This is a genomic window from Rhodanobacter sp. DHB23, from assembly GCF_014842975.1.
Taxonomy (GTDB): Bacteria; Pseudomonadota; Gammaproteobacteria; order Xanthomonadales; family Rhodanobacteraceae; genus Rhodanobacter_A.
The window spans coordinates 301,002-321,440 of sequence record NZ_JACYXK010000027.1 but is presented as its reverse complement, the minus strand read 5'-3'; the positions used below and the strand labels follow the sequence as shown (position 1 = coordinate 321,440).

Here is a 20,439-nt window from a genome sequence, read left to right as displayed (position 1 = left end):
TCGCCGATCAATCCAAAATGATTTGCTTCGAGGCGGAAGTGGCCCTTGCCTGGAGATTGCAAGGCTGAGCGGCGAGATTCATGGCCATCCCCGCGGCGGCGATCAGGCTGGCGGGATCGGCGCGGCCGCTGCCGGCGAGGTCGAGCGCGGTGCCGTGGTCGACCGAGGTGCGGATGAAGGGCAGGCCGAGGGTGAGGTTGACGGTGCGGTCGAAGGCTTCGCTCTTGAGCACCGGCAGGGCCTGGTCGTGGTACATCGCCAGCACCGCGTCGTAGTGCGCGCGCTGGGCGGGCACGAAGGCGGTGTCGGCGGGCAGCGGGCCGAGCAGTTGCATGCCTTCGGCGCGCAGCGCGTCCAGCAGCGGGATGATGGTGTCCAGTTCCTCGCGGCCGAGGTGGCCGCCCTCGCCCGCATGCGGGTTGAGGCCCAGCACGGCGATGCGCGGCGCGGCGATGCCGAACTTCGTGCGCAGTTCCGCGTGGACGATGCGCAGCGTGCGTGCCAGCGATTCGCGCGTGATGGCGGCCGGCACTGCGCCCAGCGGCAGGTGCGTGGTGGCCAGCGCCACGCGCAGCTCGGGGCTGGCCAGCATCATCACCACGTCGGCATGGGCACGCTCGGCGAAGAACTCGGTGTGGCCGCTGAAGCGGATGCCGGCCTCGTTGATCGCGGACTTCTGCAGCGGCGCGGTAACCACGGCGGCGTAGCGGCCGGCCATGCAGCCGTCGGCGGCCTCGGCCAGGGTGGCGAGTACGTGGCGCGCGTTGCGCGGGTCGGGCTGGCCGGGGATTTCCCCGGCGCCCAGCGGCACGTGGCGCACGCGCAGGCGGCCGGGTTCGCGTTGCGCCAGCGGCGAGCCGTCGTCGTCGTCCAGGATGATGCGCAAGCCGCAGCGCTCGGCGGCGCGGGCGAGCAGGTCGCGGTCGGTGACAGCCACCAGGTCGGCCGCCAGTGGCGTGGCGGCCAGTCGCGCGACCAGTTCCGGACCGACCCCGGCCGGCTCACCAGCAGTGACGGCGAGCCGCGGGAGCGCCATGCCGACGGCTCTTAGGAGGCTTTTCCGGCGTCGGCCGGCGTGTTGGTGTCGTCGCGCAGCTCGGGCACCAGCACCTGGATGTAGGCGTTCGCGCGCAGGTCGCGCAGGAAACTGTCGTAAGCCTGCTCGGCCTTGCGGTTGCCGATGGCCTGGCGGGCCTGGTCGCGCGCCATCTGGTTGGTGAGGTCGCTCTGGCGCGTGCCCAGCAGCTGCACGATGTCCCAGCTGCCGTCGCCGGCCTGGAACGGCTTCGAGACCTCGTTGTCCTTCAGCTGGCCGAGTTGCTGCGCAACGGCGGCGCCCCAGGCCTGCTGTGCGAACCAGCCCATGTCGCCGCCTACGTTGGCGGTGGTGTCGTCCTTGGAGTTGTCCTTGGCCAGTTTGGCGAAGTCCGCGTGCTTGTTGACGATCTGGCCGTACAGATCCTGCGCCTTCTGCTGCACCTGGTCGGCCGTCATCAGCTCGCTGGGCTTGAGCAGGATCTGGCGCGCGTGGTACTCGGTGACGATCTGCTTGGACGGCTCGCGCTGGCCGACCAGCTTGAGGATGTGGAAGCCGGTGGGGCCGCGCAGCGCGGAGCTGACATCGCCGGGCTTCATGTTGGCCACGGTGTCGGCGAAGGCCGGCGGGATCTCGTCCATGCGGCGCCAGCCGAGGTCGCCGCCGTCCAGCGCGTCGGACGCGTCGGAGTAGCGGATCGCCGCGGCGTTGAAGTCCATGCCGCCCTTGATCGCGTTGATCGCCGCCTCGGCCTTGGCCGCTGCCGCCTGGATGGCGGCGGCATCGGCGCCGCCCGGGATGCTGATCTGGATGTGCGCCAGGTGTACTTCGCCGGCCTTGTAGCTGGGGCTGGCGAGCAGGTTGTCGATCTCGCTGTCGGTGACCGACACCGAGTCGTGCACCACACTCTGGTGCAGCTGCTGCACGGTGAGCTGGTCGGCCAGTTGCTGGCGGAAGGCGCCGAAGTCCTGGCCGGTGCGCTCGACCTCGGTGCGCAGCTGGTCAGGGGTCATCTTGTTCTGCTGGGCCACCTGGGCCACGGCCTGGTCGACCTGGTTGTCGGAGACGTGCACGCCCTGGTCGTCGGCCTTCTGCAGCTGCAGCTTCATCAGGATCAGGCGGTCCAGCACCTGCTGCTGCAGCACGTTCAGCGGCGGCAACTGGCCGGGCTGGCTGGCGTACTGCTGCTGGACGGAGTGCACCGCGTTGTCCAGCTCGCTCTGCAGGATCACGTCCTCGTTCACCACCGCCACGATGCGGTCCAGCGTGTTGGGCGACGTGGTGGCACCCGTCCCGGCGCTGGGCAGCAACTGGGCCTGCGCGGGCAGGGCGAGCGCGAACACGAGGATGGACAGGATCGGTGCGAGAAAACGCTTCATCAGGGAGCAGCCAAGAGAGGAATACAGCGGATCATTGATAGCCGAGAATATCACGGCGCAGCAGTGGGTCGATCTGGCTGCTGGTGGAGCCGAGGCCCTTGAAGACCACTTCGAACATGATGGCGTTGTCGCGCCGGTTGACCGGCGTCCCCGTGATGGGAGCGGCGACGCCGTAGTAACCCTGGTTCACGTAGCTGCGGTCGACCAGTCGCAGGGTGACGCAGCAACTGTCGTACTGCACGCCGGCCACGGCCTCGATCGTGCCCCGCAACGGGTTGACCACGCCCTTGACCGGTTCCGCGTACGTCCAGGCACCGATCAGGCGCCAGCGCTCGGACAGCGGGTAGACCGCCGAGGCGCTGTATTGTTCCATCAGCCCGGTGCGGTAGATGTAGGCGAAGTTGACGATGCCGTCGAGGCCCAGCCGCCCCTGCAACTGGAACATGGCCATGTCGGTATTGCGGGTGTGCGGATCCCACTGGTACGAACTGCTGGCGCGCCAGCGGTCGTTGAGCTGCAGGTCCAACTGGGCCACGTAGGCCGAGCCGCTCCAGTCGGTGGCCGGCGACACGGTGTTCGCGCTGTTCGGCATCTGCACCTGCTGCGGGGTGAAGTAGCGGATCTGGCCGAAGCTGGCCGACAGCCGCTCCACGCCGCTGTCGTCGAGCAGGCGGGTGGTGATGGCCGCGGTGAGGTTGTTCGCGTTCATCTGGCGGTCGGCGCCGGCGAACTGGTTGGTGGAGAACAACTGCCAGTAGTCGAACGTCATCAGGCTGCTGTCGAACAGCGGCAGGTTGTCCTGGTTGCGGTACGGCACGTACAGGTAATACAGCCGGGGCTCCAGCGTCTGCGTGTAGTCCTGGCCGAACAGCGAGGTGTCGCGGTCGAACACCAGGCCGCTGTCCACGCTGACGATGGGCAGCGAGCGGCTGGGCGACTGCTGCGTGAACGGCGAGGCCGTGCCGCTGCCCAGCAGGCCGTAGTAGCCGTACTGCTGGTAGCCGGCGCTGAGCTGGTAGTCGGTGTAGCGCCATTCCACGCGCGGGCGCACGAACCATGCGGACGTGCCGAAGTCGGCGGACAGGTAGGGCTGCAGATCCTCGCGGCTGCCTTCCACGTAGCCCGGCTTGCGGAACGCCGCGAACTGGTTGGTCATGCCGAATTCCAGCCAGTTGTTGATCGGCCAGTCGATGTTGAAATTGCCGTAGGGCAACTCCCGGTAGGGCAGCGAGGCGTCGTCGAGGAACGGGTTCATGTTCTGGTAGGCGGTGCCGCCCACCGAGGCGTTCCACCACGCGTCCCCCCACTTGCCGCCGCCGGCGACCTGCGCGGTGGAGGTGAGGATGTAGATCGGCGCGCCACCCATCTGGTTGCCGAAGTCGTAGAAGAAGTTGTTGTCCGAGCTGCGGTCGATCGAGGTGCTGAAGTTCCAGCTCCCCCACAGGTGGGTGGAGTCCTTGATGATGTAGCGGTAGCGGTTCGTGCCCGCGGTGTTGGCGGTGGTGCCGGGATCGGTGGGGCCGTGGTCGTTCGGCAGGTACTCCACGTCCATCGTGCCGTTGCTGCCCGGCAACAGGTAGCGGAACTCGCTGTCCAGCATGAAGCCGCGCGAGGTGTAGATGCGCGGATCCAGCGTGGCGTCGTAGTTCGGCGCGAGGTCCAGGTAGTATGGCGTGCTGAGGAAGAAGCCCGAGCGGCTGCTGTGGCCGATGGTCGGGTACAGGAAGCCCGACTTGCGCCGGTTGTCCACCGGGAAGCTGAACCACGGCAGGTAGAGCAGCGGCACGTTGCCGACGCGGAAGGTGGCGTCGCGCGCCACGCCCACGCCGTTCTCCTTGTCCACGGTGATGCTCTTGCCGCGGAACTCCCACAGGTGGCTGCCGACGTCGCAGGTGGAGTAGGTGGCCTCCGTGTAGCGGGTGTGCTGGACGTCGAATTCCTGCGCCTGGCGGGCCACGCCGTTGCCGCGCGAATCCAGCATCTGGTAGCGCACGTCGTCGGCGATGCCGATGCCGGAAGCGTCGTTGCCGCGCGCATGCGTGGCGGACATCAGCTGCGCGTAGTCCTGGTAGCGCACGTTGCCGCGCGCGTCGTAGTCGGTGGTGTCGTCGTTGTAGTCAACCGTGTCCGCCTGCAGCCGTTGATCTGCCCTGTCCATGCGCACGTCGCCGGACAGGTGGTAGACGGTCTGGTCGGCGCTGTCCACGTGCTTCGCGGACACGTAGGTCTTGCTGGTGTCGCGGATGCTGCTGTCCTTGCTCAGGGTGGGGTCGTAGAACTCCAGCATCGCATTGGGGTGGCACATCACGTAGCTGTACGGACGCGGCGGGCAGACGAAGGTGCCCAGCGGGCAGACCTGCTCGCTGCCATCCAGCGTGGTGCCGCGATGTTGCCCGGCGTGACCGGCTTCGACCGGGCCACCGACCAGGGCAAGGGCAGCGGCAACCGCCAGCAGGCGGCGTGGAGGGAGCTTGCGCGTCACGATGGAAACCCGGCGGCAGTGAGGTCGGTAAAGCTAGCAGAAACACCCCGGATCAGGCAGACAGCAAGGGCTGCCGCGGGCAACGAGGATTCAGTCATGAGCGAACCCGGGCTGGTCAGGAGCGAGGCGGAGTGGTGGGCCGAGCTGAGCCCCGAGCAGTACGCGGTCTGCCGTTGCTCGGCCACCGAGCCGCCGTTCAGCGGCAAGTGGTACCGCCATCATGCCGAAGGAACCTACGTGTGCGCGGCCTGCCGCAGCGTGCTGTTCGGTTCGGACGGCAAGTACGACTCCGGCTCCGGCTGGCCCAGCTTCTGGCAGCCGCTGATCCCGGCCGCGGTGTCCGTCCACGACGACGACAGCCACGGCATGCGCCGCATCGAGGTGCGCTGCACGCATTGCGGCTCGCACCTGGGCCACCTGTTCCCCGACGGCCCCCAGCCCACCGGGCTGCGCTATTGCATCAACTCGCTGGCACTGGATTTCGTGCCGGAGTGAGCTTGGCCTTTGCGATCATCCCTGATCGCGAAGATCAAACGGGCGGCCATCCATGGCCGCACTTTTCAATCAAGCATGGCCTCGACGTGCGCCGCCGCGCTGGCGGCCAGGGCCGCGAGGTCGTAGCCGCCTTCCAGCGTGGAAACCAGCCGGCCGTCGGCATGGCGGTTCGCCAGTTCGACCAGCTTCGCGGTGATCCAGGCGTAGTCCTCGCTGCCCAGGCACAGGTTGGCGATCGGGTCGCGCTGGTGCGCGTCGAAGCCCGCGGAGACCAGCACCAGCTGCGGCTTGAACGCGTGCAGCCGCGGCAGCAGGTCGCCTTCCCACAGTTCGCGGAACAGGTAGGGGCCGTCGCCGGCCGACAGCGGCCGGTTGAGGATGTTGCCCGCGCCGTGTTCGCCCGGGTGGCCGGTGCCCGGATACAGCGGCATCTCATGGCTGGAGGCGAACAGCACGCGCGGCTCGCGCCAGAAGATGTCCTGCGTGCCGTTGCCGTGGTGCACGTCGAAGTCGGCGATGGCGACGCGCTTCAGGCCATGCGCCGCCAGCGCATGCGCCGCGGCGACCGCCACGTTGTTGAACAGGCAGAAACCCATCGCCTGCCCGCGCGTGGCGTGATGGCCGGGCGGGCGCACCGCGCAGAACGCCCGGCACACGTGGCCGCCGCCGAGCACGGCATCCACCGCCGCCACCGTGGCGCCGGCGGCGCGCAGGGCGGCCTCGGCGGAGCCGGGCGACAGCACGGTGTCCTCGTCCAGCCGCCGCGCCTCGCCTTCCGGCACGGCCGCGAGCATGCGCTCGACATGTGCTGCCGTGTGCACGCGCAGGAGCTGCTCGCGGCTGGCGCGCGGCGCCTCCACGCGGTCCACCGCGGCGTAGCGGTCATGGTCGAGCGCGCGCAGCACCGCGCCCAGGCGCGTCGGTGCCTCGGGGTGGCCGGGGCCATTGTCGTGTTGCAGGCAGGCGGGATGGGTGTAGAGCCGCAGCATGCGGCCCCTTCAACCGGCGGCGGGCTTGCGCCGCCGCTCGTGCTGCCACAGCACCTCGCCGTGGCCGCCGGCGCGGGCGAGCACGCGGCAGAGCACGAACAGCAGGTCGGAGAGGCGGTTGAGGTAGCGCTGCGTCTGCGGCCGCACCTCGGGCTCCACGCGGCGCAGCGCGATCACCTCGCGCTCGGCGCGGCGACACACGGTGCGCGCCAGGTGGCAGCAGGAGGCCGCCATGCCGCCGCCGGGCAGGATGAAATCCTTGAGCGGCGGCAGCGCCTCGTTGAAGCCGTCCAGCACGGCTTCCAGCCGCGCGACGTCGGCGTCCTCGATCATCGCCATGCCGGGGATGCACAGCTCGCCGCCGAGGTCGAACAGCTCGTGCTGGATCTGCGTCAGCGCCTCGCGCACGGCGTCGTCCACGCCTGCGCTGGCCAGCACCATGCCGATGGCGCTGTTGAGCTCGTCCACGGTGCCGTAGGCGGCCACGCGCGGGGAGTCCTTCTGCACGCGCGAGCCGTCGCCCAGCCCGGTGGAACCGTCGTCGCCGGTGCGCGTGTAGATCTTCGAAAGGCGGTTGCCCACCGTCAGTGCTGCGCCTGGCCGCCGTGCTGGGAAGCGCGCGACAGCTGCGTCGCCAGCACGTGCGCCACCACGCCCAGCCCCGCATAGAGGGCGGTACCTTCGAGGAAGGGCAGGTACCAGTCGCCGAGGTTGGCGAACCATGCGCCGAAGCTGCGCGGCAGCGGCACGCTGGCGCTGATCCAGTAGAAGCTGCCGTTGGAGATCAGGTAGCAGGCGCCCTCGGCGACGAGCAGCGCGGCCAGCGCCAGGCCCAGCGTGGTGAGGTTGACGCCCTGCTGATGCTTCGCCAGCCAGCTGCCGCCCAGCCACAGCGCGCCGTAGGACGGAACCAGGAACCAGTAGCCCGCCGACACGCAGTAGTGCTGCCAGAAGTCGATGCCCATGCCGGTGATGACGAAGTAATCCACCAGCACCGCCTCGGCCATCAGCAGCGGGAAGGCCCAGCGGCCCTGGCCGCGCAGCCAGAAACCGGCGAGGAAGAATACGCCCCACGAGGCATCCCACAATGCGTGGTGCAGCAGCGAGGGATGGAAGCGGGTGACGCCCATCACCAGGGCCAGGGCCAGGAAGATGGCCAGGCGTCGGGTCGTTGTGGTTGCCATGTGTACTCCGTGCAGCGCGGCTGGATTCAGACGCACAGTTTAGCCCAAGGCAACCGCGCGGACGCGTATCATCCTGCGCATGAATCCCACCGCATCCCCTGCCGGCGGCGTGCTGATCGTCGGTGGCGGCCTGGTCGGCGCCAGCCTCGCCATCGCGCTGGACGCCGCCGGCGTCGCCGCCACCCTGGTCGAGGCCGCCGCGCCGCGCATCGACGCCCAGCCCAGCTACGACGAGCGCAACCTCGCGCTGGCCCGCGCCACCGTCAACGGCCTCGCCGTCATCGGCGTGTGGCCGCATGCGGCCGCGCAGGCCACGGCCATCCGCCACATCCATGTCAGCCGCGCCGGCGAGTTCGGCAGCGCGCGCATCGATGCGGCGAAGCATGGCGTGGATGCCGTGGGCTGGACGCTGCCTGCGCGCGAGCTGGGCGCGGCCCTGCTGCGCCGGCTGGATGCCTGCACGCGACTGACCCGGCTGGCCCCCGCGAAGCTGGAATCGCTGGAAGCGCAGGCGGATGGCTGGCGCGCACGCATCCGCGGCAGCGAGGGCGAGCACGTGGTCGATGCCGCGCTGCTGGTGGGCGCCGACGGCACCGAATCCTTCGTGCGCGCGCAGCTGGGCATCGAGGCCGAGCGGCTCGACTACGAACAGACCCTGTTCGTCGCCACCGTCACGCCCGAACGCGCGCATGCGAATCGCGCCTATGAGCGTTTCTCCGACCAGGGCCCGGTGGCCTTGCTGCCGTTGGCGCAGGGACGCTGCGGGCTGGTGCTCACCGTGCCCGCCGGGCAGACCGATGAAGTGATGGCGATGGACGACGATGCCTTCGCGGCATTGGCGCAGCAGCGCTTCGGCTGGCGGCTGGGCCGCCTCGCGCGGCCCGGCAAGCGCCACCCCTATGCGATCCAGCGCGTGGCCGCGCAGCGGCTCACCGGCCCGCGCGCGGTGCTGGTGGGCAACGCGGCGCAGACCGTGCATCCGATCGGCGCGCAAGGTTTCAACCTCGGCCTGCGCGACGCGCTGACCCTCGCCGAACTGGTTGCCGCCGCGGACGATCCGGGCGCGCCCGCCTTGCTGGAGCAATACGCCGCGCGTCGCGCGCCCGACCGCGAAGGCACGATGGCGATGAGTCACGGCCTGGTGCGGCTGGCCTGCCTCGAACAACCGCTGCTGGCCCCGTTGCGCTCGCTGGCGCTGCTCGCCAACGACCGCCTCGCACCGCTGCAGGATCGCCTCGCACGCCACGGCATGGGCTTCCGCGGCGAGCCGCCGCGTGCGGTGCTGGAGCGCCTGCCATGAGCACCGCCGCGGAACGCCGTCGCGCGCCCGCGCTGGACGTCGCCGTGGTCGGTGGCGGCATGGTCGGTGCTGCCGCTGCGCTGGCGCTGGCGAAGGCCGGTTTCGCCACCGCCCTGCTGGAAGCGCGCGCGCCGCAGCCGTGGAGCGCCGGCGACGAAGTGGACCTGCGCGTGGTCGGGCTGGCGCCATCGTCCGTCGCCCTGCTGGACGAGCTGGGCGTCTGGACGTCCATCCGCGAGTCACGATCCGGCCCTTACGCGCGCATGCACGTCTGGGACAGCGAAAGTGGCGCGGCGATCGACTTCGACGCGGCGGACGAAGGTCGCGACCTGCTCGGCCACATCGTCGAGAACAACCTCGTGCAGTGGACGCTGTGGCAGGCGTTGGAAGCTGCCGGCGTGCGCCGCCTGTGCCCGGCCGAGGTGCAGGGCATCGAGGCGCGAGGGGATCGCGTGACGCTGGATCTGGCCGATGGCGAGAGCCTGTCCGCACGCCTCGTGGTGGCTGCCGACGGCGCCGCGTCGCCGCTGCGCGACATGGTGGGCATTGCCACCCGTGGCCGCGACTACGCGCAGCGCGCGGTGGTGGCGCACGTCGTCAGCGAACGGCCGCACGAACAGACGGCGTGGCAGCGTTTCCTGCCCACCGGCCCGCTGGCGCTGCTGCCGTTGGCCGACGGACGCAGCTCCGTCGTCTGGTCGCTGCCCGAGGACGAGGCGCAACGCGTGCTGGCGCTGGACGATGCGGCCTTCATGCAGGAGCTGGGCGTGGCCAGCGATTTCCGCCTGGGGCGCATCGTGTCCAGCACGAAACGCGCCGCTTTCCCGCTCAGGCTGCAGCTGGCGGAAAACTACCAGGCCGAACGCTTCGTGCTGCTGGGCGACGCCGCGCACGCGGTGCATCCGCTGGCCGGGCAGGGCGTGAACCTCGGGCTGCGCGACGTGACGGAGTTGCGCGACGTTCTGGTCGCCGCGCGCGACGCCGGCCGGGATTTCGCCGCATCGCATGTGTTGCGCCGTTATGCGCGTCGCCGCCGCAGTGCCGACACGCTGGATGCGCGCGGCTTCGATGCGTTGGCGCGTGTCTATGCCTGGCAGGCGCCGCCGCTGGTCGCCGCGCGCGGCCTCGGCGTGCGCCTGCTCGACCGGCTGGCGCCGCTGAAGCGGCGCATCGCACGGCACGCCGCCGGGCTTTGATGTTTTTTGCGTTCGTCCGCGAACGCGGAGGTCAAACGGGCGGCCATCCCTGGCCGCACTCTAAGTAAATGCGATCATCCCTGATCGCGAAGATCAAATGGGCGGCCATCCCTGGCCGCACTCCTCAAGTAAAAGCCGCTTCTAGCTGAGTCTCGCCGTTGATCAGGTTCCATTTAAGGGAGGGTTTTGCCATGCGCCACATCCGTTGTCTTGCTGCAGTCCTGCTCGCCGGGTTCGCCTTCGCCGCGCAGGCGAAGATGGTGCATCGCCCGGTGGAGTGGACCCAGGGCGGCACGCGCTTCCGCAGCGTGCTGGTCTACGACGATGCCGGCAGCGCGAAGCGTCCCGGTCTGGTGATGGTGCCGAACTGGTTCGGCATCAACGACGAAGCGATCAGGAAGGCGGAGATGATCGCGGGCAAGGACTACGTGATCCTGCTCACCGACATGTACGGCGCCGACGTGCGTCCGCAACTCGACAACGACGCGCAGGCGCAGGCCGCCGTCAAGCCGCTGTACGCGGACCGCGCGTTGATGCGCGCACGGATCAACGAAGCGCTGGCGCAGCTCAAGGCGCAGGCGAAAGACGCGCCCATCGATACCACGCGCCTCGCCGCGATCGGCTTCTGCTTCGGTGGCGCGGCCGTGCTCGACCTCGCCCGCAGCGGCGCCGACGTGGCGGCCGTGGTGTCCTTCCACGGCGACCTCTCCACCGACGATGCCTCGATGGCGAAACACATCAAGGCCCGCGTGCTGGCGATGAACGGCGCCGACGACACGTGGACGATGAAGGATGCCGGCAAGTTCATGGACGAGATGCGCCAGAGCCCCGCCGACTGGCAGTTCGTGGTGCTGGGGCATGCGGTGCACTGCTTCACCGAGGAAGGCGAGAACTCGCCCGGCTGCAAGTACGACGCGAAGGTGGCGGCGCGTTCGTATCGCCTGATGCATGCGTGGCTGGATGAGGCGTTTGCCGGACGACGCGATTGATTGCGCCATGAATCCCCTCTTCCGCTTGCGGGAGAGGGGTAGGGGAGAGGGGCTTTTCCGCTCCCATTCGCAAGTTTCAAAGCGGTTTCGTCCGCCTGTCGGCGGCCGAGTCACTTTTCTCTATGTGTGGCCAGCAAAGAGAAGTGACTCGGCCGCCGGCAGGCGATCGAAAGCCCGCCGCAGGCGAGCCAAAGTGCGGAGATGAAAGATCGTCGCGAGCACCCGCCCCTCACCCCAGCCCTCTCCCCGGCGGGGAGAGGGAGAACTGCATCGTCAGCCGTGCGCAAAGAACGCGCGGAACGCCTCCGCCACGCATTCGATGCCCTCGTCGTCCACGTCCAGGTGCGTCACCAGCCGCAGCGTGGGCAGGTAGCCGATGCTGATGCGGATGCCCGCGGCGCGCAGGTGGGCGTCGAGCGCCTGCAGGCGTTCGACCGGCACGTCGACGAAGACCATGTTGGTGTGCTGGCCCAGCAGGTTCACGCCGGCGATCTCGCGCAGGCGGTCGGCGAGGTACGCCGCGCGGCGATGGTCGTCGGCCAGCCGCGCCACGTGGTGGTCCAGCGCATGCAGGCAGGCGGCGGCGAGCATGCCGGCCTGGCGCCAGCCGCCGCCGGTGACCTTGCGCCAGCGCCGCGCCTTCTCGATCAGCGGCGCGGGGCCGGCCAGCACCGAGCCCACCGGCGCGCCCAGTCCCTTGGAGAGGCACACGGACACGCTGTCGAAGTGCCGCGCGATGGCGCGCGCCGATACCCCGCCGGCCACGGCCGCGTTGTAGATGCGCGCGCCGTCGAGATGCAGGGCAAGGCCGCGTTCGCGGGCGAAGTCGTGCGCGGCGCGCAGGTAGTCCTGCGGCAGCACGCGGCCGTGCCAGGTGTTCTCCAGCGCGAGCAGGCGCGTGCGCGCGAAGTGCGGATCCACCGGCTTGACCGCCGCGGCGAGGCGATCAAGCGGCAGCGTGCCGTCGGCATCCTGCACGACGGGCTGCGGCTGGATCGAGCCCAGCACGGCCGCGCCGCCGCCTTCGAACTTGTAGGTGTGCGCGTCCATGCCGACCAGGTATTCGTCGCCGCGTTCGCAATGGCTCATCAGAGCGAGCAGGTTGCCCTGCGTGCCGCTGGGCACGAACAGCGCGTCCTCGAAGCCGAGGTCGCCGGCCAGGCGGCGCTGCAGCGCGTTGACGGTGGGGTCCTCGCCGTAGACGTCGTCGCCCACCTCGGCGTCCAGCATCGCGGCGCGCATCGCCGGCGTGGGACGGGTGACGGTGTCGCTGCGCAGGTCGACCACGTTCATCGCCGCCACCCCTTGTCCGTCATGCGTGTTTGCGGAAGTACGACCAGGCCGCCAGCGCCAGCAGGGCCGCGGGCAACAGGTTGGCGAGCAGCGGCGGTATACCGTAGACAGTACCGAAATTCACCATCGCCTTCTGCAGGAAGTACCAGGTGATCGCCAGCAGCATGCCGATGAAGATGCGCTTGCCGAGGCCGCCCGAGCGCATCGTTCCGAACGCGAACGGCATCGCGCACAGCACCAGCACCAGCACGTTGAGCGCGTACAGCGCGCGCGTCCAGAACGCCACGGCATAGACGCCTGGGCTCTCGCCGTTGTTTTCCAGGTAGCGCATGTTGCGGCGCAGGTCGCGCATCGACAGGTACTGCGGCTGGATCGCCGATTGCGCCAGCACCTGCGGGTTGAGGCTGGAGTTCCACTGCTCGCTGGGCGCGGTGCTGCTGTGCACGCCGGTGTCGTCCAGCGTGGTGCTGCGCACGTCGTGCAGGATCCAGGTGCGGCCGTCGTGGTCGGCGGTCTTGGCCTGCTCGAAGCGGGTGAGCTGCTGGCCGTCCCTGGTGAGCGTGAACACGCGCACGTCGATGAGCTGCACGGTGTCGTGGTCGCCGGCGTGGACCGCCATGGCGCCGCCGCGGGCATTGATGATGCGGTCGCCGTCGCGCGCCCACAGGCCGCTGCCGGTGTTGCCGATGTTGTTGGCCTTCAGGCGCAGCTGCATGGCGTTCCCGAGCTGGTCGCCCCACGGGGCGGCGGTTTCGCCGAGGACGACCACGCCCAGGATCAGCACCGCGATCACGCCGGTGGCCGATACGGCGATGCGTAGCCGCGACATGCCGGAGGCGCGCAGCGCGGTGAGTTCGCTGGTGGCGGCCAGGCCGCCCAGGCCCAGCAGGCTGCCGATCAGCGCCGCGTTGCCGAACATGTCGTAGGCGCGGCGCGGCGTGGTCACCAGCACGTACACCGTGGCGTCGGTCAGCGTGTAGCCGTTCTTGCCGATGTTGCCGAGCTGTCGCATGAACTGCGTCACCGCGTCGAAGCCGGTGAGCACCAGCCATACGCCGATCACCGAGCCGAGCACGCTGAGCGCCACCAGCTTGTCCACGCGCCGGATCATGCGGGCAGCGCCTTGCTGCCGCCCGGCTTGCCGTTGCCCGGCTTGCGTGGCGCGTATTGCTTCCACCACAGCCAGCCGGCGAAGGCGATCATCACGATGTGCAGCAGCCACATCGCGGTCTGGTGGTGCCAGCGGCCCTTGTCGAGCTGCGCGCGCCCCAGCGCCAGCAGCACGTAGTAGAGGTAGAAGGTCGCCATCGCCAGCATCAGGCGGCCGTAGCGCGGTTCGCGCGGGCTCTGGCGCGACATCGGCAGCGCCAGCATCAGCATCACCAGGGTCAGGGCCGGCGCGTTGGTGCGCCATGCCAGTTCGGCGCGCGCGTCCGGCGTTTCGGTGTGCAGCAGCTGCAGCGTGGGCATGCTCTCGGCCAGGTCGCTGCTGTCGTCGTTGTCGGTCACGCTGGAAAGCGCGGTGTCGTTGCGTTCGTACTGCATGCGGCGCCAGTTGTCCGCCCCCAGCGGGATGTCGTACTGCCAGCCGGTGTGGAACGCGATGAAGCGGTTGGAACCGTTGCTTTCCTGGTACAGCTCGCCGCTGTCGCTGGTGACCACCTTGACGTGGTCAGGGCCGCCCTTGGTCGGGCGCTGGGTGGATACGAAGCTGTGCCCAAGCCGGGTGCCGTCCTGGCTGAGCGTGTCGGTGAAGACGATGCCGCCCTTGCCCGGAAGTTCGGTGAAGCGCCCGGCGTCGAGGCCGGCGGCGATCACCGAGCGGTTCGCCACGGTCACCAGGTTGTTGCTGGTGGCGGCCGCCCACGGGCCCAGCCACAGCGCCACCACGGAGGTGAGCAGCACCAGCACCGCGGCGAGGATGGCCGTGGGCCGCAACAAACCGTTCGGCCCCATGCCCGAGGACATCAGCACGTGCATCTCGCTCTCGCGGTACATGCGACCCAGTCCCATCAGCACGCCGATCATGCAAGCCAGTGGCAGCATGCTGGTGAGCTGCTGCAGCGTGCGCAGGCCCAGCACCTGGAACATCACGCTGGCCGGGAAACTGCCCTTGGCCACCTGCTGCAACACACCGGCGAACGCGGTGCCGGCGACGATCACCATCAGCACGACCACGGTGGCGGTCACGGTCTGCGCCAGCTCGCGCAGGAAATAGCGGTCGAGAATGCTCAGCATGCGATAAACTTGAAGGCTTCCGTCAACGCCGAATGGCTGCGGGGAACCGCCAGTCTAGCCGGTTCCCTGTCCATCGCGCCCATGCAGGACCCCGCCATGACCCTCCAGTTCAGCCTCGTCACCACCGCTCCCGAAGCCGCCGACACCGCCTGCGTGGTGGTGGGCGTGTACGAACAGGGCGTGCTGACCAGCGCGGCCGCCCGCGTGGACGACGCCGCCGGCGGCGCGATCAAGCGCCAGGTGGAAAGCGGCGACATCAGCGGCAAGGCCGGCAGCACCGCCGTGCTGTACGCCCCGGCCGGCGTGGCCGCCAGGCGCGTGCTGGTGGTGGGCCTGGGCGCGCAGAAGGGTTTCGACGCGGCGCGCTACCAGAAGGTGGCGATCGAGGCCGCGCGCGCGCTGGGCAAGCTGCCGCTGACCGCGGCGGTGTCCTTCCTCGCCGAAGTGGACGTGCCCGGCTTCGATGCCGCGTGGCGCGTGCGCACCGCCGCGCTGGCCGCCGACCATGCCGCCTACCGCTACACCGCCACCTTCAAGCCGCGCGAGAAGACGGCGCAGCCGGAACTCGCCGCGCTGGCCTTCGCCGCCGGCGCCGAAGCGCAGGCCGGCCTGGACCAGGCCGTGGCCATCGCCGAAGGCGTGCGCTTCGCCCGCGAGCTGGCCAACCTGCCGCCGAACATCTGCAACCCGGCCTACATCGCCACCCAGGCCCAGGCCTTCGCCGATGCGCACGACAAGGTTTCCTGCCGCGTGCTCGACCACGTGGAGATGGAAAAGCTGGGCTTCGGCTCGCTGCTCGCGGTGGGCCGCGGCTCGGTCAACAAGCCGAAGCTGGTCGCGCTGGAATACCGGGGCGGCGCCGAAGGCGTGGCGCCCTACGCCTTCGTCGGCAAGGGCATCACCTTCGACACCGGCGGCATCAGCCTCAAGCCCGGCCCGGGCATGGACGAGATGAAGTTCGACATGGGCGGCGCGGCCGGCGTGCTCGGCGCCTTCGTGGCCGCCGTGAAGATGGGCCTGAAGCACAACCTGGTCTGCGTGGTGCCCGCGGCGGAGAACATGCCCGACGGCGACAGCTACCGCCCCGGCGACGTGCTCACCAGCCTGTCCGGCCTCACCATCGAGGTGCTCAACACCGACGCCGAGGGTCGCCTGATCCTGTGCGACGCGCTCACCTGGACCGCGCAGACCTTCAAGCCACAGGCCATCGTCGATGCAGCCACGCTCACCGGCGCCTGCGTGATCGCGCTGGGCAAGCATGCCAGCGGCCTGTTCAGCAAGCACGACGACCTCGCCGGCGAGTTGCTCGCCGCGGGCGAGCACACTCTGGACCGCGCGTGGCGCATGCCGCTGTGGGACGACTACCAGGTGCAGCTCGACTCCGGCTTCGCCGACGTAGCCAACATCGGCGGCAAGAGCGCCGGCGCGATCACCGCCGCCTGCTTCCTGTCGCGCTTCGCCGAAGGCCAGCGCTGGGCGCACCTGGACATCGCCGGCACGGCGTGGGACGAAGGCCGCAAGGGCCTGGCCACCGGCCGCCCGGTGGCCTTGCTGGCGCAGTGGCTGCTGGACCGGGATTCGTGATTCGGGATTCGGGATTGGCAAGAGCCGAAGCCTGTAGCATGCCGCTTTTCCGACTCCCCAATCCCGGCTTTCACTCCATGCGCGCCGACTTCTACCTGATCGACAAGCCGCGTTTCCGCGAGCAGCCGCTGCTGCTGGTGTGCGAGCTGGCGAAGCGTGCGTTCGCGGCGCAGCAGCCCACCCTGATCCTGGCCCGCGACCACGTGCAGGCCGAGGCCATCGACGAGTTGCTGTGGGCCTTCGACGAGGATGCCTTCATCCCGCACCAGCTGGCCGGCGACGAGGACGATGCGGATACCGCGGTGCTGATCGTGCCGCCCGGCGTGGACACGCCGGACCGGCCGATGGTGATCAACCTGCGCGAGGACTGCGCCAGCGGCAACTTCCAGCGCGTGCTGGAGGTGGTGGCCGCCGACCCGGACGAGCGCACCGGTTCGCGCGAGCGCTGGGGCGAATACAAGCGGCGCGGCTTCGAGCTGTCCAAGCACGACATGTGACTTGCCGGCAGGAGCGCACCCTGTGCGCGATGGCCTCGGCGCCTGATCGAAGCGCAAGGCAATCGCGCACAGGGTGCTCCTACGCCGGGACCCCGCCCTCGAGCACGCCTGCCAGCATCGCCGCCAGCTGTTCGCCGCTGACCGGCTTGCGCAGGAAACCGTCCATGCCGGCGGCACGCGCCAGCGCCTCGTCGCCATCGCTGGTGCGCGCGGTGACCGCCACGATGGGCAGCCGCCGCTCCGTCTCGCGCTGGCGGATCAGGCGGGCGATCTGGAAGCCGTCCAGGCCGGGCAGGTCGAGGTCGAGCAGCACGGCGTCGTAGCGCTCGCGCTCCAGCTCGGCCAGCGCCTGCAGGCCGTTGGCCACGTGGCGGGTCGCGTGTCCCTGCTGTTGCAGCAGCCCGGTGACGACGGCGGCGGCGATGGCGTCGTCCTCCACCAGCAGCAGGTGCAGGCGGCGCCCGCCGGTCGGCGGCGGCAACGCGGGTTCCGGTGGTGCCGGGCTTGCCTCGATCAGCGGCAGGCGCACCAGGAAGGTGCTGCCGTGGCCCAGCCGCGACTGCAGCTCGATGCGGCCGCCCATCATCTCCACCAGTTCGCGGCAGATCGCCAGGCCCAGCCCGCTGCCGGCGCGGCGCTGCGGGCTTTCCTCCTGCTCGAAGCGCCGGAACAGCCGCGACTGGCTGTTGCCGGGGATGCCCGGCCCGGTGTCGCTGACGCTGAACAGCAGGTCGTCGCCACTGCGCGTGGCGCGCAGGGTGATGCTGCCGTGCTCGGTGAACTTCAGCGCGTTGTTGACGAGGTTCAGCAGCACCTGCTTGATGCGCACCGCATCGCCCACCACCAGTGCGGGGAAGTTGTCGGCGACCTCCACCACGAACTGCAGGCCCTTGCTCCAGGCCATGCCCTGTTCCAGCTGCGCCACGTCGAGCACCACCTGGCGCGGGTCGTACGGCGACGGCTCCAGTTCGAAGCGGCCGGCGTCGATGCGCACCAGGTCGAGCGCGTCGTTGAGCAGTTTCAGCAGCATGCCGCCGGAGCGCTGCATGGCGCGCGTGTAGTCCCGCTGCCGGCTGTCCAGCGGCGTGTTGAGCAGCAGTTCGGCCATGCCCATCACGCCGGTCATCGGGGTGCGGATCTCGTGGCTCAGCGTGGCGAGGAACTGCGTCTTCGCCGCATTGGCCTGCTCGGCGAGGGCGTGCCGCTGCTCGATCAGGTCGACGTGGTGGCGCTGCGCCAGGCGCCGCTGCCACTCCAGCATGAGCAGGCTCGCCGCGGACGCCAGCGCCAGCGCGTACAGCAGCCACGCCCACCAGCGCAGCCAGGGCGGCGACTGCACGTGGATGTGCAGCGGTTGCGCGAGGTGCGTCCACACGCCTTCCGCGCCGGCCGCCATCACCTCCAGCGTGTAATCGCCGCTGCCCAGGCCGGAGAGGTCGCGTTCGCCGGGATTGCCCACGTCCACCCAGCCGGGATCGAAGCCGTGCAGGAAGAAGCGGTAGCGGTTGGCGTAGGGGTCGAGGTAGGAGAACACCCGCGCCTGGATGCTCAGCTGGCGGTCGCGCCAGCCCACGTGCACCACGCCGCGCTCGATGGGCAGCGCCTGCCGCACGCCGCGCCGGCGCACGGTGACGCCGGTGATCGCCAGCGGCGGCGGTGCCTTCTGCGCGCCGATGCGGTCGGGGTCGAACGCCACCACGCCGCCCAGGGTCGCGGCATAGAGGTAGCCGCTGGGCATCTCGGCGTAGCCGCGCGAGAACTCGCCGTTGGCGAGGCCGTCCTGCAGGCCGAAGGAGCGGAAGTGCCCGCTTGCCGGATCGAAGCGCCACAGCCCGTCATGGCCGAACACCCACACGCGGTCCTGCGAGTCGACCTTGAGGTCCACCACGTTGATCGAAGGCCAGCCCTGCGCGGAATCCACCGTGCGGTCCAGCGCCATCGCGTTGCCTTCGATGCGGTAGTGCGACAGGCCGTTCGCGTTGGCCGTCCACATGCCGTCGACGGCGAAGGCGAAGGCGTCCACGCCTTGTCCCGGCGTCGCGCCCGGCGCCATCGCGAAGCGCCCGCGCGTCCGGTCGAACTGCATCATGCCGCCGTCGCTGGCGTACCAGAACACGCCGTCGCGCAGGGTCATCTGGCTGCCCCAGCGCACCCGCTCGTTGGGCAGGTCCATCGGCACCGGCGTCACCGCCAGCGTGTCCTGGTCGATGCGGAAGATGCCTTCGCCGAAGGTGCGCGCGTACATCTGCCCGTCCGGGCCCGGCTCCACTTCCAGCGGATGGCGCATGACGCCATGGCCCGGATCGATGCGCGTGCAGCGGCGCTGCGCGACATCGCACACGGCGATGTAGCCCTGCAGCGCCACCCACAGCCGGCCGCGCGAGTCCTCGGTCATGCCGACCACGTCGCCGTCGAGGTTCGACAGGACGTGTTCCACCTGCCCCGTGACGGGATCGAGCCGGTCCACCCGGCCGGCGCGTTCGCCCACCCAGACGTGCAGGTCGTCCTTGCCGCGCGCCATGGTGGTGGCGACGGCGTCGCGCAGGCTGGCCGGGTCGTCCGGGATGTGGGTGAAGCGGCTGAAGCTGCCCCAGCCCGGCGCCAGGTAGCCCACGCCGCCGTCGAGCACCGCCAGCCACAGGCCGCCGGCACGGTCGACCAGCATGTGCCACACCCAACTGCCGGGCAGGTTGCCGTTGAGCACGGGGTGGTTGGTGATCGCCATCACCGGCGCACCGGGGCGCGGCTGCATGAACAGGCCGCGCTGCGTGCCTATCCACAGCCGGCCGGCCCGGTCGCGCTTGCTGTCCATCACGTTGGTGGCCGGGATCGCCGTGCCGCCGAAGCGCCGCGCCAGTCCGTCCGCCCCCACCACCATCAGGCCACGGTCGGTGGCGATGCGCACCTCGTCGCCGTCGCTGTCGATGTTCCAGGCCGACATCGAATCGTGCGGGTCGGCGGCCAGCACCCTGTGCATCCGGCCCGCGGTGTCGCGGCGGAACACGCCGAGGTCGGTGCCTATCCACAGTTGCCCGTGCGCATCGACGTGGAGCGCGCCTACCGCGCCGAAGTTCTCGGCCTTGCCCGCGGGCGGCTGGTACTCGACGTGGTCGAAGCCGTGGCCGTCCGGGCGCAGGCGATCCAGCCCGTTGTCCGTGCCCACCCACAGTGCGCCGTCCGGCGTCTGCGCCAGCGACCAGACGCGCGCGCTGGACAGGCTGGTCGGGTCGGCCGGGTCGTGCCCCCAGTGCACGAACTTGCCGGTGGTTGCGTCGTAGCGGTTCAGTCCCGCATTGAGGCCGCTCGCCCACAGGCGGTTCCGGCTGTCCACCAGCAGGGTCGAGATGCCGTTGTCGGACAGCGAGCCGGGGTCGTTCGACACGTGGCGGAACACCTGGAACTGCACGCCGTCGAAGCGCGCGATGCCGCCCTTGGTGCCGAACCAGACCACCCCGCTGCGATCCTGCGCCACGGCGTAGACGTTCGAACTCGGCAGGCCATCGTCCACGCCGTAGCGGCGGAACTGCGGCGTGACCAGCGGAACCGCCGGCGGCGGCGCGGAGGCGGGCATGGCCTGCGCCCGTGCCGGTGCAGGCATCGCGATGAGCAGCAGCAGGCCCAGCAAGCCCGCAGACATCAACGGCCCGCGTCCCATCGTTGTCCCCGCTACGGCGGTGCTCCGGCTCGCGCGGCGATCCGCGCGAGCCGCACCACGTCAGACCGCGAATCATGCCAAAAGGGGGCAAGGGAAGCGAACGCCGGGGGAACACTGTGTCC

At 70.0% G+C, this 20,439-nt stretch carries 16 protein-coding genes; 6 read left to right on the top strand and 10 right to left on the bottom strand.

Annotation, left to right across the window (positions count from 1 at the left end):
- Positions 1-7: 7 nt before the first annotated feature.
- From pdxA to lptD, 3 genes are read right to left on the bottom strand one after another with little or no spacing between them, the layout of a single operon-like run.
- Entirely contained in the window at positions 8-1,036 is a 1,029-nt protein-coding gene (gene pdxA, locus IHE47_RS11365) for a 4-hydroxythreonine-4-phosphate dehydrogenase PdxA (RefSeq protein ID WP_192105998.1), read from the bottom strand.
- Between the two features lie 11 nt (positions 1,037-1,047).
- Positions 1,048-2,415, bottom strand: coding sequence for a peptidylprolyl isomerase (locus IHE47_RS11360; protein WP_192105997.1), 1,368 nt, complete (start codon positions 2,413-2,415; stop codon positions 1,048-1,050).
- Between the two features lie 31 nt (positions 2,416-2,446).
- Positions 2,447-4,897 carry an LPS assembly protein LptD gene (gene lptD / locus IHE47_RS11355; protein ID WP_192105996.1) on the bottom strand — a complete coding sequence of 817 codons (2,451 nt, stop codon included), beginning with the start codon at positions 4,895-4,897 and terminating at the stop codon, positions 2,447-2,449.
- Between the two features lie 96 nt (positions 4,898-4,993).
- On the opposite strand from lptD, the gene msrB reads away from it, so the two are divergent.
- Positions 4,994-5,392, top strand: coding sequence for a peptide-methionine (R)-S-oxide reductase MsrB (gene msrB / locus IHE47_RS11350; RefSeq protein WP_192105995.1), 399 nt, complete (start codon positions 4,994-4,996; stop codon positions 5,390-5,392).
- A gap of 65 nt (positions 5,393-5,457) precedes the next feature.
- Here msrB and IHE47_RS11345 read toward each other — a convergent pair whose 3' ends face one another.
- Genes IHE47_RS11345 through IHE47_RS11335 form a run of 3 tightly spaced genes read right to left on the bottom strand, consistent with a single transcriptional unit; the run spans position 5,458 to position 7,565 of the window.
- Positions 5,458-6,381: a histone deacetylase family protein gene (locus IHE47_RS11345; protein WP_192105994.1), complete on the bottom strand. Its 924-nt coding sequence runs from the start codon at positions 6,379-6,381 to the stop codon at positions 5,458-5,460.
- 9 nt (positions 6,382-6,390) lie between these two features.
- A complete protein-coding gene (locus tag IHE47_RS11340) occupies positions 6,391-6,963 on the bottom strand; it encodes a cob(I)yrinic acid a,c-diamide adenosyltransferase (protein WP_192105993.1) in 573 nt (190 codons plus the stop codon).
- Positions 6,964-6,965: 2 nt separating this feature from the next.
- Positions 6,966-7,565 (bottom strand): hypothetical protein, encoded by a 600-nt coding sequence (locus tag IHE47_RS11335; protein WP_192105992.1) that lies wholly within the window; start codon positions 7,563-7,565, stop codon positions 6,966-6,968.
- A gap of 79 nt (positions 7,566-7,644) precedes the next feature.
- Here IHE47_RS11335 and ubiH point away from each other — a divergent pair, with 79 nt between their 5' ends.
- The 3 genes from ubiH (at position 7,645) to IHE47_RS11320 (ending at position 11,050) form a co-directional block, all read left to right on the top strand.
- On the top strand, positions 7,645-8,865 hold the full coding sequence (gene ubiH, locus IHE47_RS11330) for a 2-octaprenyl-6-methoxyphenyl hydroxylase (protein ID WP_192105991.1): 1,221 nt from the start codon (positions 7,645-7,647) through the stop codon (positions 8,863-8,865).
- On the top strand, positions 8,862-10,061 hold the full coding sequence (locus IHE47_RS11325; RefSeq protein ID WP_192105990.1) for a UbiH/UbiF/VisC/COQ6 family ubiquinone biosynthesis hydroxylase: 1,200 nt from the start codon (positions 8,862-8,864) through the stop codon (positions 10,059-10,061). The genes ubiH and IHE47_RS11325 overlap by 4 nt, the downstream gene beginning before the upstream one ends.
- Before the next feature lie 191 nt (positions 10,062-10,252).
- Positions 10,253-11,050, top strand: coding sequence for a dienelactone hydrolase family protein (locus tag IHE47_RS11320; protein ID WP_192105989.1), 798 nt, complete (start codon positions 10,253-10,255; stop codon positions 11,048-11,050).
- Between the two features lie 273 nt (positions 11,051-11,323).
- On the opposite strand, the gene ltaE is transcribed toward IHE47_RS11320, so the two are convergent.
- The 3 genes from ltaE to lptF are packed head-to-tail and all read right to left on the bottom strand — an operon-like array spanning position 11,324 to position 14,581.
- Complete coding sequence (gene ltaE / locus IHE47_RS11315; protein WP_192105988.1) at positions 11,324-12,343, bottom strand: low-specificity L-threonine aldolase; 1,020 nt, start codon at positions 12,341-12,343, stop codon at positions 11,324-11,326.
- 19 nt (positions 12,344-12,362) lie between these two features.
- On the bottom strand, positions 12,363-13,454 hold the full coding sequence (gene lptG, locus IHE47_RS11310; RefSeq protein WP_192105987.1) for an LPS export ABC transporter permease LptG: 1,092 nt from the start codon (positions 13,452-13,454) through the stop codon (positions 12,363-12,365).
- Complete coding sequence (gene lptF, locus IHE47_RS11305; protein ID WP_192105986.1) at positions 13,451-14,581, bottom strand: LPS export ABC transporter permease LptF; 1,131 nt, start codon at positions 14,579-14,581, stop codon at positions 13,451-13,453. Before lptF ends, lptG begins: the two co-directional genes overlap by 4 nt.
- A gap of 96 nt (positions 14,582-14,677) precedes the next feature.
- Here lptF and IHE47_RS11300 point away from each other — a divergent pair, with 96 nt between their 5' ends.
- Positions 14,678-16,165, top strand: coding sequence for a leucyl aminopeptidase (locus tag IHE47_RS11300; protein WP_192105985.1), 1,488 nt, complete (start codon positions 14,678-14,680; stop codon positions 16,163-16,165).
- 77 nt (positions 16,166-16,242) lie between these two features.
- Positions 16,243-16,662: a DNA polymerase III subunit chi gene (locus tag IHE47_RS11295; protein WP_192105984.1), complete on the top strand. Its 420-nt coding sequence runs from the start codon at positions 16,243-16,245 to the stop codon at positions 16,660-16,662.
- 79 nt (positions 16,663-16,741) lie between these two features.
- Here IHE47_RS11295 and IHE47_RS11290 read toward each other — a convergent pair whose 3' ends face one another.
- Positions 16,742-20,299, bottom strand: a complete 3,558-nt coding sequence (locus IHE47_RS11290) for a hybrid sensor histidine kinase/response regulator (RefSeq protein ID WP_225561779.1) — start codon at positions 20,297-20,299, stop codon at positions 16,742-16,744.
- Between the last annotated feature and the right edge of the window lie 140 nt (positions 20,300-20,439).

What these genes read in the sequence shown, in the direction of transcription:
- pdxA (WP_192105998.1), bottom strand. Translation starts at nt 1,036, where the DNA reads ATGGCGCTCCCGCGGCTCGCCGTCACTGCTGGTGAGCCGGCCGGGGTC.
- IHE47_RS11320 (WP_192105989.1), top strand. Translation starts at nt 10,253, where the DNA reads ATGCGCCACATCCGTTGTCTTGCTGCAGTCCTGCTCGCCGGGTTCGCC.
- IHE47_RS11335 (WP_192105992.1), bottom strand. Translation starts at nt 7,565, where the DNA reads ATGGCAACCACAACGACCCGACGCCTGGCCATCTTCCTGGCCCTGGCC.
- lptG (WP_192105987.1), bottom strand. Translation starts at nt 13,454, where the DNA reads ATGATCCGGCGCGTGGACAAGCTGGTGGCGCTCAGCGTGCTCGGCTCG.
- IHE47_RS11290 (WP_225561779.1), bottom strand. Translation starts at nt 20,299, where the DNA reads ATGTCTGCGGGCTTGCTGGGCCTGCTGCTGCTCATCGCGATGCCTGCA.
- ltaE (WP_192105988.1), bottom strand. Translation starts at nt 12,343, where the DNA reads ATGAACGTGGTCGACCTGCGCAGCGACACCGTCACCCGTCCCACGCCG.
- IHE47_RS11325 (WP_192105990.1), top strand. Translation starts at nt 8,862, where the DNA reads ATGAGCACCGCCGCGGAACGCCGTCGCGCGCCCGCGCTGGACGTCGCC.
- lptF (WP_192105986.1), bottom strand. Translation starts at nt 14,581, where the DNA reads ATGCTGAGCATTCTCGACCGCTATTTCCTGCGCGAGCTGGCGCAGACC.
- IHE47_RS11295 (WP_192105984.1), top strand. Translation starts at nt 16,243, where the DNA reads ATGCGCGCCGACTTCTACCTGATCGACAAGCCGCGTTTCCGCGAGCAG.
- ubiH (WP_192105991.1), top strand. Translation starts at nt 7,645, where the DNA reads ATGAATCCCACCGCATCCCCTGCCGGCGGCGTGCTGATCGTCGGTGGC.
- IHE47_RS11360 (WP_192105997.1), bottom strand. Translation starts at nt 2,415, where the DNA reads ATGAAGCGTTTTCTCGCACCGATCCTGTCCATCCTCGTGTTCGCGCTC.
- IHE47_RS11345 (WP_192105994.1), bottom strand. Translation starts at nt 6,381, where the DNA reads ATGCTGCGGCTCTACACCCATCCCGCCTGCCTGCAACACGACAATGGC.
- msrB (WP_192105995.1), top strand. Translation starts at nt 4,994, where the DNA reads ATGAGCGAACCCGGGCTGGTCAGGAGCGAGGCGGAGTGGTGGGCCGAG.
- IHE47_RS11300 (WP_192105985.1), top strand. Translation starts at nt 14,678, where the DNA reads ATGACCCTCCAGTTCAGCCTCGTCACCACCGCTCCCGAAGCCGCCGAC.